Annotated in this window: 13 protein-coding genes; 7 read left to right on the top strand and 6 right to left on the bottom strand. The window is 66.3% G+C overall.

Translation table 11 applies throughout. The features are described 5' to 3' along the window. The first annotated feature begins 127 nt into the window (after positions 1-127). From RW112_RS16530 to RW112_RS16520, 3 genes are all read left to right on the top strand, one after another. A complete protein-coding gene (locus RW112_RS16530) occupies positions 128-1006 on the top strand; it encodes an FAD-dependent oxidoreductase (RefSeq protein WP_317782806.1) in 879 nt (292 codons plus the stop codon). Positions 1007-1098: 92 nt separating this feature from the next. Then, positions 1099-1818, top strand: coding sequence for a deoxyribose-phosphate aldolase (deoC, locus tag RW112_RS16525; protein WP_317782805.1), 720 nt, complete (start codon positions 1099-1101; stop codon positions 1816-1818). Between the two features lie 72 nt (positions 1819-1890). Continuing rightward, complete coding sequence (locus RW112_RS16520; protein WP_305940235.1) at positions 1891-2121, top strand: hypothetical protein; 231 nt, start codon at positions 1891-1893, stop codon at positions 2119-2121. A 75-nt stretch (positions 2122-2196) separates the two neighbouring features. On the opposite strand, the gene RW112_RS16515 is transcribed toward RW112_RS16520, so the two are convergent. Both RW112_RS16515 and mfd read right to left on the bottom strand, forming a co-directional pair. After that, the gene (locus RW112_RS16515) at positions 2197-3030 is read right to left on the bottom strand and encodes a metal-dependent hydrolase (RefSeq protein WP_317782804.1); all 834 of its coding nucleotides are present in this window, start codon (positions 3028-3030) and stop codon (positions 2197-2199) included. 6 nt (positions 3031-3036) lie between these two features. Then, on the bottom strand, positions 3037-6696 hold the full coding sequence (gene mfd, locus RW112_RS16510; protein ID WP_317782803.1) for a transcription-repair coupling factor: 3660 nt from the start codon (positions 6694-6696) through the stop codon (positions 3037-3039). A gap of 220 nt (positions 6697-6916) precedes the next feature. Between mfd and RW112_RS16505 the strand changes: the two genes are divergently transcribed. From RW112_RS16505 to RW112_RS16495, 3 genes are read left to right on the top strand one after another with little or no spacing between them, the layout of a single operon-like run. After that, positions 6917-8413 (top strand): SDR family oxidoreductase, encoded by a 1497-nt coding sequence (locus RW112_RS16505; RefSeq protein ID WP_317782802.1) that lies wholly within the window; start codon positions 6917-6919, stop codon positions 8411-8413. A gap of 54 nt (positions 8414-8467) precedes the next feature. Then, positions 8468-8965 carry a DUF2505 domain-containing protein gene (locus tag RW112_RS16500; protein ID WP_317782801.1) on the top strand — a complete coding sequence of 166 codons (498 nt, stop codon included), beginning with the start codon at positions 8468-8470 and terminating at the stop codon, positions 8963-8965. A 3-nt stretch (positions 8966-8968) separates the two neighbouring features. After that, positions 8969-9190: an SCO4848 family membrane protein gene (locus tag RW112_RS16495; RefSeq protein WP_317782800.1), complete on the top strand. Its 222-nt coding sequence runs from the start codon at positions 8969-8971 to the stop codon at positions 9188-9190. A 354-nt stretch (positions 9191-9544) separates the two neighbouring features. On the opposite strand, the gene RW112_RS16490 is transcribed toward RW112_RS16495, so the two are convergent. After that, the gene (locus RW112_RS16490) at positions 9545-9682 is read right to left on the bottom strand and encodes a hypothetical protein (RefSeq protein WP_305940229.1); all 138 of its coding nucleotides are present in this window, start codon (positions 9680-9682) and stop codon (positions 9545-9547) included. Between the two features lie 197 nt (positions 9683-9879). Between RW112_RS16490 and RW112_RS16485 the strand changes: the two genes are divergently transcribed. Then, positions 9880-10104, top strand: coding sequence for a helix-turn-helix domain-containing protein (locus RW112_RS16485; protein WP_305940228.1), 225 nt, complete (start codon positions 9880-9882; stop codon positions 10102-10104). Here RW112_RS16485 and sufU read toward each other — a convergent pair. The 3 genes from sufU to RW112_RS16470 form a co-directional block, all read right to left on the bottom strand. Next, positions 10101-10568 (bottom strand): Fe-S cluster assembly sulfur transfer protein SufU, encoded by a 468-nt coding sequence (gene sufU / locus RW112_RS16480; protein WP_305943573.1) that lies wholly within the window; start codon positions 10566-10568, stop codon positions 10101-10103. The genes RW112_RS16485 and sufU overlap by 4 nt on opposite strands. Positions 10569-10582: 14 nt before the next feature. Beyond that, the gene (locus RW112_RS16475) at positions 10583-11914 is read right to left on the bottom strand and encodes a SufS family cysteine desulfurase (RefSeq protein ID WP_317782799.1); all 1332 of its coding nucleotides are present in this window, start codon (positions 11912-11914) and stop codon (positions 10583-10585) included. Positions 11915-12008: 94 nt separating this feature from the next. Further along, positions 12009-14600, bottom strand: a complete 2592-nt coding sequence (locus RW112_RS16470) for a helix-turn-helix transcriptional regulator (RefSeq protein WP_317782798.1) — start codon at positions 14598-14600, stop codon at positions 12009-12011. Between the last annotated feature and the right edge of the window lie 173 nt (positions 14601-14773).

Here is a 14773-nt window from a genome sequence, read left to right as displayed (position 1 = left end):
CATCAGCGAACGGGCAGGGACATTCCGGCAACAACCGGGAAACACCCGCGAAAAACCCTCCGCCTAGGCTGGTTTCCAACAGCAACCCCGGGCCTCACACGGGCCTCACCAGCGAAAGGGCCTTCACATGTCCGCTCCGGCAGCGTCCATCTCCTCCTCCACCACGTTCCAGGCGTCGGCCACGCTGCCGCGCGTGGTCATCGCCGGTGCCGGACCGGCTGCCCGGGCCCTGGTGGGCCAGCTGGACCGGTCCCGCTTTGCCGGCAGCATCACCGTGCTGAGCAACCGCGACGACGCCCCGTCCGAGCTCCTGGAACTGGCGGCGCTCCCCCAAGTTTCGTTCCGCTTCGGCCAGCCGGCCAGCTTCATCGATGCCGCCAACCGCATGGTGACCACCGCGGACGGCATGGAATTCAGCTACGACCAGCTGGTGATTGCCACCGGTTCCGCGCCGGCACTGGCGCCGGTGGACGGCGCGGGCCGCTGCCTGAGCTACGCCACCATCGACGACGCCGCCCGGATCGGTGACGCCGTCAAGGAAGTGACCCGCGTCCTGGGCCGGCGGCCGCTGGGAATCCTGGTGGGGACCGGCCCCGAAGCGGGCCAGGCGGAAGCCGTGCTGCGGGCCCGTGGTGTGCGGCCTATCCGCACCACGCTCCGGCCGGCCGCCGTAGTTCCGACGCTGGCCGGTTCGGTGCTCCCCGCGGCCGGGATTGTCTTCGACGACGGCAGCAGCATGAACGGCGACCTGGTGGTCCTCGCCGAGGAGCGGGTGGCCCGGGACGGCCTGGCGGCCAGCGCCGGCCTTGAGACGGCGGCAAACGGCGGGATCGTCATCGGACAGGATTTCCGGACGTCCGTCCCGGGCATCTGGGCCATCGGCGACGCCGCCTCGTTCGACGGCGTCCGCCTTGGCCTGCTGGTGGCTTCCGGCTCCGCGGCGGGGGCCTGCGCGGCCCGGCTGATGCAGGCAACGCTGCAGGAAGCTGTCCCGGCTGCCGCCTAGCATCGTTGTGGCAAGATGGTCACCTGAGAAGCCACGTAGAACACGGCGCCTGCTGCCCACGAGGCCCGGCAGGGCCACCAGGAAGGACCACCATGAGCAACGAAGCCACCGGCATGCCTGACGCCGCCGCGGCCACAGCACCCGCAGACATAGCTTCCTTCATCGACCACACGCTGCTGAAGCCGGAAGCCAGCGAAGCGGAGATCCTCAAAGTCTGTTCCGAGGCCGCCGAGTACCACTTCAAGTCCGTCTGCGTGAACCCGGTGTGGGTCAAGACCGTGACCACCGCCCTGAAGGGTTCAGGCGTCCTGACCTGCTCGGTCGTCGGCTTCCCGCTGGGTGCCACCCCCACCGACGTCAAGGCCTTTGAAGCGCGCGGTGCAGTGCTGGACGGCGCTGACGAGGTGGACATGGTCATCAACATTGCGGCCGCACGTGCCGATGACAAGGGTGCGCTGGTTGATGACATCCGGGCAGTGGCCGAGGCCGTGCACGCCGGCGACGCCATCCTGAAAGTGATCATCGAGACCGCACTGCTCAGTGATTCCCAGAAAGTCCTGGCCTGCGAGGCCGCCGTGGAAGCCGGAGCGGACTTCGTCAAGACGTCCACCGGCTTCAACGGGGGCGGCGCCACCGTTGACGACGTGGCGCTGATGCGCCGCACAGTAGGCCCGGAGGTCGGCGTCAAGGCCTCCGGCGGCGTGCGTTCGCTGGCCGACGCGCAGGCTATGATTGCTGCAGGTGCAACACGTATTGGCGCCAGCTCCGGGATTGCGATCGTCAAAGGCGAACAGGGTTCGTCCGCGTACTGACCTGTTTCGGAAGCGCCACAGTTTTTCAGCCCTTCGGGGCGTTTTGAGCCCTGCGGGGCCGAGGAGGAATGAATGTCCAAGACCGTTGATAGCCCCAAGACCCCTCAGAACGAGAACAGCCTTGCAGGCAGCATCGCTATTTTTGCAGTCATGATGGTCCTGTTCCTCGGCTCCATCTACTCCCTGTCGTTCCTCACGCTGGGCAACCCCTGGCCGATGGCCGTATGCCTGGGCCTCTTCGCTGCTGCGTTCTGGATCCCGCAGACGCTCCTGGGCCGTTCAGACTCGGCCGGCGAGCACTAAGCCTCCAAGCCAAACAGCTGAAGCCCCCGGATCTTCCGGGGGCTTCAGCTGCTTAAGCGGCTGTGAGCAGATCAGCTAGGTATTGCCGAACAGCCGGCCGAACAGGCTGTTGACCAGGGTGCTTCCGAGCGCGAGGGCGGCCGGGAAATGCACTTTGGCCAGCCCCCAGGCGGCCACGCACATCCCCACCATGGCATAGGCGCTCACGGGGATCAGCACGAGCCACTCCCGCTTGGAGCCGGCCCGCCCCAGCAACGGCAGGGAAAACGCCCCGTTGGCCCTCCAGACGTCGTTGAGCACCGGCAGTTTTCGCAGGAACCGGGGCGGCTTGATCACGATCGGCCACAGCAGCGGCACTCCCCCGGTGGTGATCATGTCTCCCACAATATGCACCACCACGCCGGTCAGCATTGAAACGGGCAGCCACGTCCACTGGTCCGGCGCGAACCAGGTCACCAGGCCCGCCATGGTCAGCGCGAAGAGCCAGTTGCTGATGAATCCGGCCTTCGGAAACAGTTTGAGCGCCTTGGCGGCGATGTTGATCATGAACATGCACAGCAGGCCTGCCCCCACAGACAGCAGACCCCAGTCCGTCTCCAGCTGGATCTGCCCGGCAAGGGTGGCCAGCAGCACGAAGAAGGCCGCCCCCAACACCGAGTGGGTGCCCTGCCGGTGCCCGCCGCTGGCATTTTCGATCCCGACGGCAATGACGTTGGACAACGGCGGCAGTGAGTTGGCAACGGTGCTGTGGCGGTGGTCCCAGTCGCACACCAGCGCGGTGCCCGCCGTCGCCATCCCGCCGATCAGGATTCCGGTGGCGTCCAGCGGATACCAGCCCAGCGTGTACGGCCCCGTTGAGGCAATGGCTACCCACGCCGCGGCTCCCGACGCGGCGTGGTGTCCTCCCATCAAGGGCTAGCCCCTTGTTTTTTCGAGCGGAACGTCCGCGTCGGAGAAGATGTTGCGGATGACGCCGTTGGCCCACTCCAGGATTTCAGCATCCTGCAGGTCGCGGCCGCCGATCCGGGCGGTCTTGGGTTTCGGGATGAGCACTGCGTCCAGGGCAGGCTTCGACTGCGAGCCGGGGTACATGCGGTTGAGCCGCATGGTCTTTGATTCGGGCAGCTGAGCCGGCGAGAACTTGATGAAGTTTCCCTGCAGGGCGACGTCGGACAGCCCGGCTTCCCGGGCGCCCACCCGGAAGCGGGCGACGGCGATCAGGTTCTGCGCAGGCAGCGGCGGTTCGCCGTAACGGTCCACAAGTTCGGCCAGGACTTCGTCGATGGCTTCGTTCGTGAGCGCGGACGCGAGTTTGCGGTAGGCCTCGAGGCGCAGCCGTTCCCCTGGCACGTAATCGTGCGGCAGATGGGCGTTGACGGGCAGCTCGATCTTCATTTCGGCGGCCTTCTCTTCGGCCTCGCCGCGGAAGTCCGCAACGGCCTCGCCCACCAGCCGGATGTAGAGGTCGAAGCCCACGCCCTGGATGTGGCCGGACTGTTCGCCGCCCAAAAGGTTGCCGGCGCCGCGGATTTCGAGGTCCTTCATCGCCAGCTGCATGCCGGCGCCGAGTTCGTTGTGCGTGGCCACGGCCTTGAGCCGTTCCAGCGCCACTTCGCCCAGCGGTTTCTCGGAGGGGTACAGGAAGTACGCGTAGGCGCGTTCGCGGCCCCGGCCCACGCGCCCGCGCAGCTGGTGGAGCTGGGAGAGCCCGTATTTGTCGGCCCCGTCCACGATCAGCGTGTTGGCGTTGGAGATGTCCAGGCCGGTTTCGATGATGGTGGTGCACACCAGCACGTCGAAGCGCTTCTCCCAGAAATCCACGATGATCTGCTCGAGCCGGCTCTCGGACATCTGGCCATGGGCCACTTCCACCCGGGCTTCCGGGACCAGCTCGCGGATCTTGGCGGCCGTACGTTCGATGGTGGACACGCGGTTGTGGACGAAGAACACCTGGCCCTCACGCATGAGCTCGCGCCGGATGGCGGCGGAGGTCTGCTTCTCCGTGTACGGGCCCACGTAGGTCAGCACCGGATGGCGTTCCTCGGGCGGGGTGGCCAGGGTGGACGTTTCGCGGATGCCGGTCAGCGACATTTCCAGGGTGCGCGGAATCGGGGTGGCGCTCATTGCCAGGACGTCCACGTTGGTGCGCATCTTCTTGAGCGCTTCCTTGTGTTCGACGCCGAAGCGCTGTTCCTCGTCCACGATCACCAGGCCCAGGTCCTTGAACGCGAAGTCCTTGGACAGGAGCCGGTGCGTGCCGATCACCACGTCCACGGATCCGTTCTTCACGCCTTCGGCGGTTTCCTTGGCTTCCTTCGAGGCCTGGAAGCGGGACAGCGGCTTCACCCGCAGCGGGAAGCCGGAGAAACGTTCCGTGAAGGTTTCGTAGTGCTGCTGGGCCAGCAGCGTGGTGGGCACCAGGACCGCCACCTGCTTGCCGTCCTGGACGGCCTTGAAGGCGGCGCGCACGGCAATTTCGGTCTTGCCGTAGCCCACGTCGCCGGATACCAGCCGGTCCATGGGAATTTCCCGTTCCATGTCCGCTTTGACTTCGTTGATGGTGGTCAGCTGGTCAGGAGTCTCCACATACGGGAACGCTTCCTCGAGCTCGCGCTGCCACGGCGTGTCCGGCCCGAACGCAAAGCCCTTGGAGGCCATCCGGGCGGAGTAAAGCCTGATGAGTTCGCCGGCGATCTCCTTGACCGCTTTGCGCGCCTTGGACTTGGTGCTGGCCCAGTCCGCCCCGCCCATCTTGCTCAGGGCAGGGGTGTCCCCGCCGACATAGCGGGTCACCTGGTCCAGCTGGTCGGTGGGCACAAAGAGCCTGTCGCCCGGGGCGCCGCGCTTGGACGGTGCATACTCCAGGACGAGGTATTCGCGGACGCCGTCCCCGCCACCTGCCACCTTGCGCTGGATCAGTTCAACGAACCGTCCGATGCCGTGCTGTTCGTGCACCACGGAATCGCCGGCCACCAGCTGCAGCGGGTCCACGGCGTTCCGCCGCTTGGACGGCATGCGGCGCATATCCTTCGTGGACCCCGCGGAAGTGCGTCCCAGCAGGTCCGCTTCCGTCAGCAGGCCGAGTTTCAGCCCGTCCAGGACAAAACCGCGTCCGACGGCGGCGGTGGTCACTTCGATGATGCCCGCCTGCGGCTCGTCATCCAGCGAGTCCACCCGGGCGCACGGGATGTCGGCGTCGTGGAACAGTTCGGCGAGGCGCTGGGCCGGGCCGGGGCCCTCGGTAACCACCACGATGCGCCACTGGTCGCGGACGTGCGAGCCGATGAACTCCATCATCTCCGCCACGTCGCCCTGGTAGCCGCGCGGCTCCCGGGCGTGCAGGTTGAGGACGTTGATGTCCGGGGTCAGCTCTTCGTCGGTGGCCAGCGACGTGATGGACCACCACGAGACCTCGTGCCCCAGGGCCGAGGTGCGGGTCTCCGTCAGGGAGCGGAAGCTGGCCGAATGCAGGGCAGCCGACGCCGCCGAGCTGAGGTCGAGCGGCGCAGTGCCCCCGTCTGATGCCGTCGACCACGCCGCTTCGAGGAATTCCTCGTTCGTGGCGGCGAGGTCATGGGCGCGCGTGCGGACCTTCTCGGGTTCGATGACCACTGAGATGGACCCGCCGGGGAGTTGCTCCACGAAGGGCACCATGGCATCCACCAGCACCGGTGCGAGGGACTCCATGCCCTCCACCGCGATGCCGCCGGCGATCTTTTCCAGCATGTCCGCAGCGGCGGGCAGCTGCGACTTGAGCGTGGCGGCCCGGGACATCACGGACGGGGTGATCAGGATTTCACGGCACGGCGGGGCGTGCAGTTCGGTGGGGTGGTGCAGCCCGGGCGAGGAGAGGGACCGCTGGTCGGCCACGGCAAACCAGCGCATCTGGTCCACCTCGTCGCCAAAGAACTCCACCCGGACCGGGTGATCCTCGGTGGGCGGGAACACGTCCAGGATGCCGCCGCGGACTGCGAATTCGCCGCGGTGCGTCACCATGTCCACCCGGGCGTAGGCGGCGTCGGAAAGGCTGCGCACCACGTCGGTGAAGGACACCTCCTGTCCCACCTTCAGCGTGACGGGCTTGAGCTCGCCGAGGCCGGCCACGATCGGCTGCACCACTGCGCGCACGGGAGCCACCACTACGCGGAGCGGGCCGCCGGCAGCCGTAGCGGGGTGCGCCAGGCGGCGAAGCACCGACAGCCTTCGTCCCACGGTGTCCGAACGCGGGGACAGCCGCTCGTGCGGAAGGGTCTCCCAGCTGGGAAATTCAGCCACCGTATCGGCGGGCAGGAAGGCGCGCAGGGCTGCGGTGAGGTCCTCTGCTTCGCGGCCGGTGGCGGTGACGGCCAGCACCAGGGGCGTCCCGGGCGAAGTGCCGGCGGCGGCGGGCAGGGCCGCAAGGCCGTCGGACATCTCCGCCAGCAGCGCAGCGCGGAGGCCTGCCGGCGCACTGATCTGGTAATCCTCGCTGCGGGTTCCGAAACTCCGGGACGCTTCAGCCTGCACGCGGGCAAACGTAGTATCTCCGGCGAGCGCGCGGCGAAGGCCTGTAAGTGACGGGCCGGTGAGGCTCATGGCAGAAGCTCCTGAAATGATCACGGGAAGGCAGGCAACACGAAAACCCGAAATTCGCGAGAATCCCGGGTCTTCCCAGCCTACCGCGACGGCGGAGCGCCGTGCGCGTGGTGGATGCCCGGTTCACTTGCCCCAGCTTCAGTCAGGCGCCTTTGGAAAAACTTGGATTGATAAGCTGGCTGTGCATCGACGCATTCCGCGACGTTCCAAGGAGATCCACATGAATGGCATCCCGAAAACCGTGCTTGTCACCGGCGCCACCGGTTATATCGGCGGGCGGCTGGTCCCCCGGCTCCTCGAGGCCGGGCACACGGTGAAGGTCGTGGTCCGGACTCCGGCCAAGATTGCCGGCGTGCCCTGGCTGGACCAGGTCGAGGTCATCCAGGGCAGCCTCGACGACGGCGATATGCTCCGGGCGGCGCTGGACGGCGTCGACGTGCTTTACTACCTGGTCCACTCAATGGCCGCCGGTGCCGGTTTCGAGGCCAAAGAGAAAGCCATGGCGGAGACCGCAGCCAAAGCGGCGGCCGGTGCCGGCGTGCAAAGAATTGTCTACCTCGGCGGCCTGCACCCGGAGGGAGCCGAACTCTCAACGCACATGCGCTCCCGGGAGGCCGTGGGCAAGGTCTTCCTTGCGAGTCCGGTGGACGCGGTGGTGTTCCAGGCGGGCGTCGTGATCGGATCCGGCTCGGCATCGTTCGAAATGATCCGGCACCTTTCAGAGACGCTCCCCCTCATGCCGGCTCCGAGTTGGGTGCGGAACCGGATCGAGGCAATCGCCGTCAGGGACGTGCTGTACTACCTCGTCTCCGCGGCGTCCCTGGAAGGGCACATCAACCGCACCTTTGACATCGGGTGCAGGCAGGTTCTTACCTACGCGGGAATGATGAAGGAGTACGCAGCCGAGGCTGGCCTGCCCTACCGTGTGGTGCTCGCCCTGCCCATTCCAGCGCCGAAGCTCGCGGGCATGTGGGTTGCCCTGACTACGCCCATCCCGCTGTCCATGTCGCTGCCGCTCGTTGAATCGCTCCAGCACGACGCAGTTGCGCGGGAGCACGACATTGACGACTTCATACCTCAGCCCGAGGGCGGGCTGACGCCGTACCGGCGGGCTGTGGCCCTCGCGTTGGGCAAGGAACGCGATGCCCAGGTCGAAACAACCTGGGCCAGCGCCGGCGCGGACGCCGACCCTCTGCCGAGTGACCCGGACTGGGCAGGACACAGGGTCTACGTGGACGAGCGAAGCTACTCCAGCCCGGTGGATCCGAAGTATGTCTGGACCATCATCGAAGGAATCGGCGGCCGCAACGGCTGGTACTCCCTTCCGCTGGCATGGCGGGTCCGCGGCTGGCTGGACAAGCTGACCGGAGGGGCCGGGCTCCTCCGCGGCCGGCGGCACCCGCACCTGCTTGCCGAGGGTGAAGTGGTGGACTGGTGGCGCGCCGAACGGATCGAACGGGGCCGCCTGCTGCGGCTTCGGGCGGAAATGCGTGCCCCGGGCCGCGCATGGCTGGAGCTTTCAGTGGAGCCGGAAGGCACCGGCAGCCTCTACCGGCAGCGTGCCATCTTCTTCCCGAAGGGTCTCAGCGGCAAACTGTACTGGCTCGCCGTGCTGCCGTTCCACAGCGTCATTTTTCCTGCCATGTCACACAACATTTCAGCTGCTGCGCAAAAACTGGCAGAGGCCGAATCGGAGTCCGCCACTTTCAGCACGTAGGATGTGGGAGGCAAAAAACCGATGCCCCAGACCCCCCAACCCCATGGAGGAACAATGGCACTGAGTGCTTCCACCACCCTGCCGCACAGCGTCGATCGCGTCACCGCTGTGTTCGCCAACGAAGACTTCCAGCGCCACACCAGTGAACTGGTGGGCGGAACCCTTGAATCGTTCAAGGTCGACGGCGATGTTGCCGGCGCTTTCAGCACCACCTCGGTGCGCACCCTGCCCACCACCCGCCTGCCGGAGATTGCCCGCAAGTTCGTGGGCGAACGCCTGACTGTCACCCAGCTCGAGACGTGGGAAGCCCCTGGTGCTGACGGCTCACGGCGGAGCAACATCAGCCTGAAGATCGCCGGTGCCCCGCTGGACGTCAGCGCCGTGCAGCGGCTGGTCGCCGACGGCGGCAGCACCCGTGTAGAACTCGAGGGCAACGTGACGTCCTCGGTTCCGTTCCTGGGCGGCAAGATTGCCGATGCTGCTGAGCCCATGGTGGGCAAGGCACTGAACATCCAGTCCCAGCAGGCGCAGGCCTGGCTGGAAAGCCACTGACCGGTGCAGCTTCCTGTTGCCCTGGCCTGGGTCCTGATCGTCGCCGGCGTCTGGTCCCTGGTGGTCTGGCCGCAGTTCCTTAAGCGCGTGATGAAGGATCCGCGGGCACGTGACACGGCCGGCAAGGCCACCCGTTTCCTCACGGTCCACGTGGTCCTGGTCTCCGTCTCGCTGGTGCTTGGCGCCGCCACGGCGGCCATCGGCGTCGCCGCGCTGGTCGGCTAGCGGACGGCCCGGCCGGCCACTCGAGTACCCGGAGCTGCGAATGGAGTATGAGGGGGCATAAGTGAGGTGTGCAACACGCTGTTATCGGAACGTGATAAGCCGTAAATTTCTGCTATGGACGCGAACGATATGGAACGGGTTTGGCATGGCAGCCACCGTAAAGTCGACCGCAGGAACTGGTCGCTGTATTTCGCACTGACCCTATTGGGGCTTATCGCGTGGGTAATTGTTGTATTTCCCCACTAATCTTCCGAATTTCCAAACCATAACCAAAACTCCGGCGGGTCGCACCTGCCGGAGTTTTGTTTTCCGCACCGGCGGATATTGCGTCCCCCGAGCCCAGCCCAACCGGAATTACCGGACAAAATCGGAGAATCCGGCCATGATCGTCAGCACCGTGAGCACCACCAGCGCTATAACGCAGACAATTTCAGCCCTGTGAATCCTGTGCTGCGTTTGCCGCCATTCGCTCTCGTCCTGGCTATCGACCATATTACGAGGCTACGTTCCTCCCCTGAACGCGACTAGAGTAACCACTACTTGTCTTTTTCCCCATTGCGGTGCGCTCTTCACATCAAGCTCACCATGCCATAAAGTAGCCGTAGGATCGGCGATCGGCTCAGCGACGTTTATCTCAGGATCGAAGTACGTCCCCAGGATTGAACTACGTCCCAGGAGAGCTGAGAACAGTGGCCGCTGAAGGATTTTCCAATACCCGTTTCCTCACAGTTTCCGAAGTCGCCGAAGTCATGCGGCTGTCCCGGATGACCGTGTACCGGCTCGTCAAGGCGCACGACCTGCCGGCCGTCCGCTTCGGCCGGTCCTACAGGGTTCCCGAGCACGCCATCGAGGACTACGTCCAGCACCATTCCACCCTCTCGGACGATGAGCACCCGGAGGCCGGCAAGACCTAGCGGCTGGTGGCTACGGCCTGCCGCAGCGCATCCTCTGCGGCCACCCACGCCAGCATGGCGCACTTAACCCTGGCCGGGTATTTTGCGACTCCGGCCAAGGCCGCCGCATCACCCAGAATCTCTTCGTCCGGCTCCAGCCGGCCCCGTGAGCGCATGAGCTCCCTGAAGTGATCGATCATTTCCGCCAGCTCATCCGGCGATGCACCGTCGGACAGTTCGCTCAGTATTGAGGCCGAGGCCATTGAGATGGCGCAGCCGTCACCGTTCCAGTGGATGCCTTTCACCGTTGACTGGTTTCCCGCTTCCGCCAGCTCCAGGCGCAGCGTAATTTCGTCGCCGCACACCGGGTTGAGCTGGTGGCACTGGCCCACTCCCGCCTGGTCAGGCATTGCCGCGGCATCTTCATCCGTCAGGTCGGATCCGCTGCGGGTCTTTGCATGCTCCAGGATCAGTTGCTGGTACATCGCATCCAGTGCGCTCACTTCGATGCCCCCGTGCCCGCTACACCAAAGTAGGGGCGGACCTGGGCCACAGCCTCAAGCAGGAGGTCCACTTCTTCGGTGGTGTTGTACAAATACGTGCTCGCGCGCGTGGTGGCAGTCAGGCCCAGCCGCCGGTGGAGCGGCTGCGCACAGTGGTGGCCCACGCGGACGGCGATACCAAGGCTGTCCAGATACTGGCCGACGTCGTGCGCGTGCACGCCGGCGACGTCGAAGGCTGCCAGACCGAGCCGTTCCACACCTGCCCCCGGCCCCACAACGCGGATTCCGTCAATGGCGCCCAGCCCGGTGACCAGCCGCTGGCCCAGGTCAGCTTCCCAGCCGGCGATGCGTTCCATGCCGGTCTCTTGCAGGTAGTTGGCTGCGGCGGCGAGCGCCACCGCCTGGGAAATGGGCTGGGTTCCGGCCTCGAACCGTTGGGGTGCCGGAAGGTATTCCGCTTTTTCCATCGTCACGGTAGTGATCATGGAGCCTCCGGTCAGGAACGGAGGCATGGCGTTCAGCAGCTCCCGCCGCCCGTAGACGCCGCCAATCCCGGTGGGCGCCAGCATCTTGTGGCCGGAGAAGACGGCAAAATCGACGTCCAGGGCCTTGACGTCGAGTGGCAGGTGCGGAGCAGACTGGCAGGCATCCAGCACCACGAGCGCGCCCGCTTCGCGTGCCAGCTGCACAAGCTCGGACACTGGGTTGATGGTTCCGAGCACGTTTGACGCGTGGGTGAACGCAACGACCTTGCTGCGCCCCGTGATCAGCCGCGCCGCTTCCTCAAGCCGCAGCGCGCCGTCGTCGTCAATGGGGATGAACTTCAGCGTTGCACCGGTGCGCCGGCAAAGCTCCTGCCACGGGATCAGGTTGGCGTGGTGTTCCATCTCCGTCACCACTACCTCGTCCCCCGGACCCAGGGCGAAGCGGCCGGCGTCGCCCCGGACGGTGCCGACACTGGCGTTGGAGAAAGAGTAGGCCAGGAGGTTCAGGCCCGCGGTGGCATTGGCAGTCCAGACCAGTTCGTCCTCCCCCGAGCCGATAAAGGCGGCCACGGTGGCACGGGCGTCCTCGAATGCGTCGGTGGCCTGGACGGCAAGGTGGTGGGCGCCGCGGTGCACTGCGGCATTCCTCAGCTCGTAGAACTCCTGCTCGGCTTCCAGCACGCTTCGGGGGTTCTGTGAGGTGGCGCCGGAATCCAGGTATACGAGGGGCCTGCCGTTGACTTCCTGGTCCAGGACGGGGAAGTCGTTGCGAATCCGCAGGACCTCGACATCACTGAGCGCGACCTGGCTGACTGCGGTAGCGGGAGTGGATACCATGACCAAACTGGAGCTCCTAGATAGGCAAGACCTGCCGACGGCTCGCCGCCACGGGCAGGCACACCGCTTGCGTCCGCGGTGCTACTCCACAATTGTCCCACTATTGCCCGTCCAGGCTGTTCCAGAGTTCAGCCAGCTCCTGGCGCCGGGAAACGCCCAACTTGCCGTAGATCCTCTGCAGGTGCGCATTCACGGTGTTCACGGCGATCCCGAGCTCTTCCGCCACGCGGGCACTTCCCATCCCGGTGACCACAAGCGTCACCACTTCGCGCTCCCGTTGCGAGAGCCTGGCGGGATCTGCGGCGCCCGGCCGGTCCGGCGACGCGGCGGGCAACGGCGCGCTGTTCCCGTCACTCGACCACCGCCAGTCCGGCGGCCCGTCCGCGGCATGCTCAAGCGCCGTACCATCGGGCCTGGCTGCGGCGCCGAGGTTCAGCAGCTCACGTGCCCGGCGGCCCCTCCCGCCGCCCGCCGCTTTGGCCGTTCTTCCGGACGACCTCTGGGGCGGACCGGAGGCCCCGGTAACGGCCGGACGTGCCACCGACGCGTACGTTTCGACCATACGGGCCGTTACGTCGCCGTCGGATGCCCCGCCGGCACCTGCCCGATGTTCCCTTGCCGGATATTCCCCTGCCGGATGATGTTCCGTCCGGTCGTCCCCGAAGGCAACCGCCGCGGAATGTGTAGAGCCGGGCAGCGGCGCCAGGTCCCATGTCAGCCACTCCGCGGTGGCCTGCGCGCCCACAGTGAGGGCCAGCGGATCATCCGGTTCACCGGCAGTTCCGGCGTCCGCGCCGTATGCGCCCACCCCCGCACGGCCGGCGGCGGCGTGCCGGCAGAACATCATGGCACGGAAGATTTGCAGCGGCCCGCCCGGGTAGCTCATCCATTTGTTGCGGCCGGCGCGTTTGTCCGGGGTCCCGGCTTCAGGGCTCTGCCCCAGCCGTGCCAGGTTGGAGGCGTGGATGGTGAGCACCGTGGTGTGGAAATCAACGCTGCACCGCGGCAAGCGCTCCACCGCGTTAAGCGCGCGGGCGGAAAGGGCGACGGCGTCAGCGGGCTTTCCCTGCACTGACTCCCCTTGGGAGGCAAGCGCCAGAAGCAGGATGCCTGCGTGGGTACCCGTCGACTCCTCCGCGCCGGGGGCGCCGTCGTAGAAGCCGGGCGGGCAGAGACGGCGGAAGAGCTCCCCGCCCGGGCTCGGCCAGTTTCCCTCCCTCGATTCCAGGTAGAGCTGCAGGACGTCCAGCTCATCCTGGACGGCGTTCTGGTATGTGTCCGCGGCCGCGTCACCGATGGACGCGGCCGCCGCAAGGGTCAGCCGCCGCCTTGCATTGTCCAGCACGGATTGGAGGGCGTCGCGGCCCGGATTCGTGGGTATGAGGGCCTGCAGGAGCAGGGCCACTGCCCTGGCGAATTCCATGCTCAGCACTGCGGGGGTGGTTTCCACGAGGCCCCGGAGCACCTCGGCGCTTCGGCCGTACTCGTGGGAATGGAACAGCGCGCGGGCCGCCTCCGTCTGTGCCGGGAGCTGGAGTTCCGGCGCCTTGACCGCTTCGGCTGCCTTTAGGGCACGGTCACTGTCATAGAGGTTGTTTGCGGCGGTGGCCACGGCCAGGAGGTCCAGGTCCGCAACAATCCCACCGGAATCCAAGCTGGCTTCCACCCGCCGAAGGAGATCCCACAGCGGCTCATCGCCCGGCCGCCCGGGGGCACCGGCCCCGCTTTCGCGCAGGTCCGCTTCGCCGGGCAGGTCCAGCGGGCCCGAACCGCCCGGAAAACTCCGTGCCGCGCTGGCCTCCACCTCATGGTTCAGGATGACGTCGGCCCCGCCGTCACTCCTGATCTGGAGCCGGATGACGTGGCCCTGCTCCAACGCAGAGAGGGCATCCGGAGGGACGGCCCGGGCCAGGACGGACAGCGGAGCAGGATCGGCGGCCGCCAGTAAATCGACAATCTGGCGCTGCTCCGGGGGCAGGGCTTCAATCCGCCTGCGGGCAAGATCGAATTGGCGTGCCTCCGCCGGGTCCGGCGGCCGGACCATCGCGCACCGGCCGCTGCGCTCCACAATGCTGCCGCACGCCAACGCTTCCTCGACCAGCCAGCTTGCCGTTAACGCATTGGCCCCCGAGGCGGCGTGAATGTCGCGAACCAGGGTCCGGCCGGGCCTGGCAGGCAATTTGTATTCGAGGAAAGTCCGGAACTGGTCCAGCGTCAGGTCCTCAAGCGTCACGACGGACAGCTGCCGGGCCACCACGGATTCCATCAGCTCCATCTGCAGCTGCCGGTCGGCGCGGTGGCTTGCCAGCATCTTGATGTCCGGTTCGGCAAGGAGTTGGTTCAGGACCCACAGGGATGTCCCGTCCAGGTAGTCCACATTGTCCAGGACCATCAGGATCCCGTTTGCCTCCGGGTCCTGGCTTCGGAGTGCGTCCCGGCAGGCCCGGACGATGTTCAGCGGCGACACTTTGGACCCGGAGGGCAAGGCCGGCGCCAATACACTGCCGATGCCAAACTTCATCCGGCGGCAGGACTCCGGAATGCTGTGGACAATGACGGTGAGCTTCCCGGAGAGCGCCTCCGCCGCCGCGGCAAGGAGCCTGGTCCGGCCCGAGCCCGCGGCACCGGTGACAATGACGCCTTTACCCTCTGAACCGGACAGGGCAGTGATTGTTTTCCGAAGTTCGGCCACACGAATTACCGGGGGGAAAGGTGAATTTCCTGCCCTAACGTCCATGGTTGCGTCGATTCCTTAGCCGCGGAGCGCGAAGTTCCGGACCGCCCCCAACCATCTGCCGGCTTTAGCAACTCCAACGCTACCTATCCGGTGCCGCGGCTGGCGTGAGTAGTGACTACTCGAATATG

Origin of the sequence: Arthrobacter sp. B10-11 (genome assembly GCF_033142195.1) — a bacterium.
GTDB classification, from domain to species: domain Bacteria; phylum Actinomycetota; class Actinomycetes; order Actinomycetales; family Micrococcaceae; genus Arthrobacter; species Arthrobacter oryzae_C.
This window is presented reverse-complemented; position numbering and strand designations above follow the sequence as displayed.

Coding starts and splice junctions, on each gene's coding strand:
- RW112_RS16490 (WP_305940229.1), bottom strand. CDS start 9,682: ATGGTCGATAGCCAGGACGAGAGCGAATGGCGGCAAACGCAGCACAGG.
- RW112_RS16505 (WP_317782802.1), top strand. CDS start 6,917: ATGAATGGCATCCCGAAAACCGTGCTTGTCACCGGCGCCACCGGTTAT.
- RW112_RS16520 (WP_305940235.1), top strand. CDS start 1,891: ATGTCCAAGACCGTTGATAGCCCCAAGACCCCTCAGAACGAGAACAGC.
- RW112_RS16500 (WP_317782801.1), top strand. CDS start 8,468: ATGGCACTGAGTGCTTCCACCACCCTGCCGCACAGCGTCGATCGCGTC.
- RW112_RS16515 (WP_317782804.1), bottom strand. CDS start 3,030: ATGGGAGGACACCACGCCGCGTCGGGAGCCGCGGCGTGGGTAGCCATT.
- sufU (WP_305943573.1), bottom strand. CDS start 10,568: ATGTACCAGCAACTGATCCTGGAGCATGCAAAGACCCGCAGCGGATCC.
- mfd (WP_317782803.1), bottom strand. CDS start 6,696: ATGAGCCTCACCGGCCCGTCACTTACAGGCCTTCGCCGCGCGCTCGCC.
- deoC (WP_317782805.1), top strand. CDS start 1,099: ATGAGCAACGAAGCCACCGGCATGCCTGACGCCGCCGCGGCCACAGCA.
- RW112_RS16530 (WP_317782806.1), top strand. CDS start 128: ATGTCCGCTCCGGCAGCGTCCATCTCCTCCTCCACCACGTTCCAGGCG.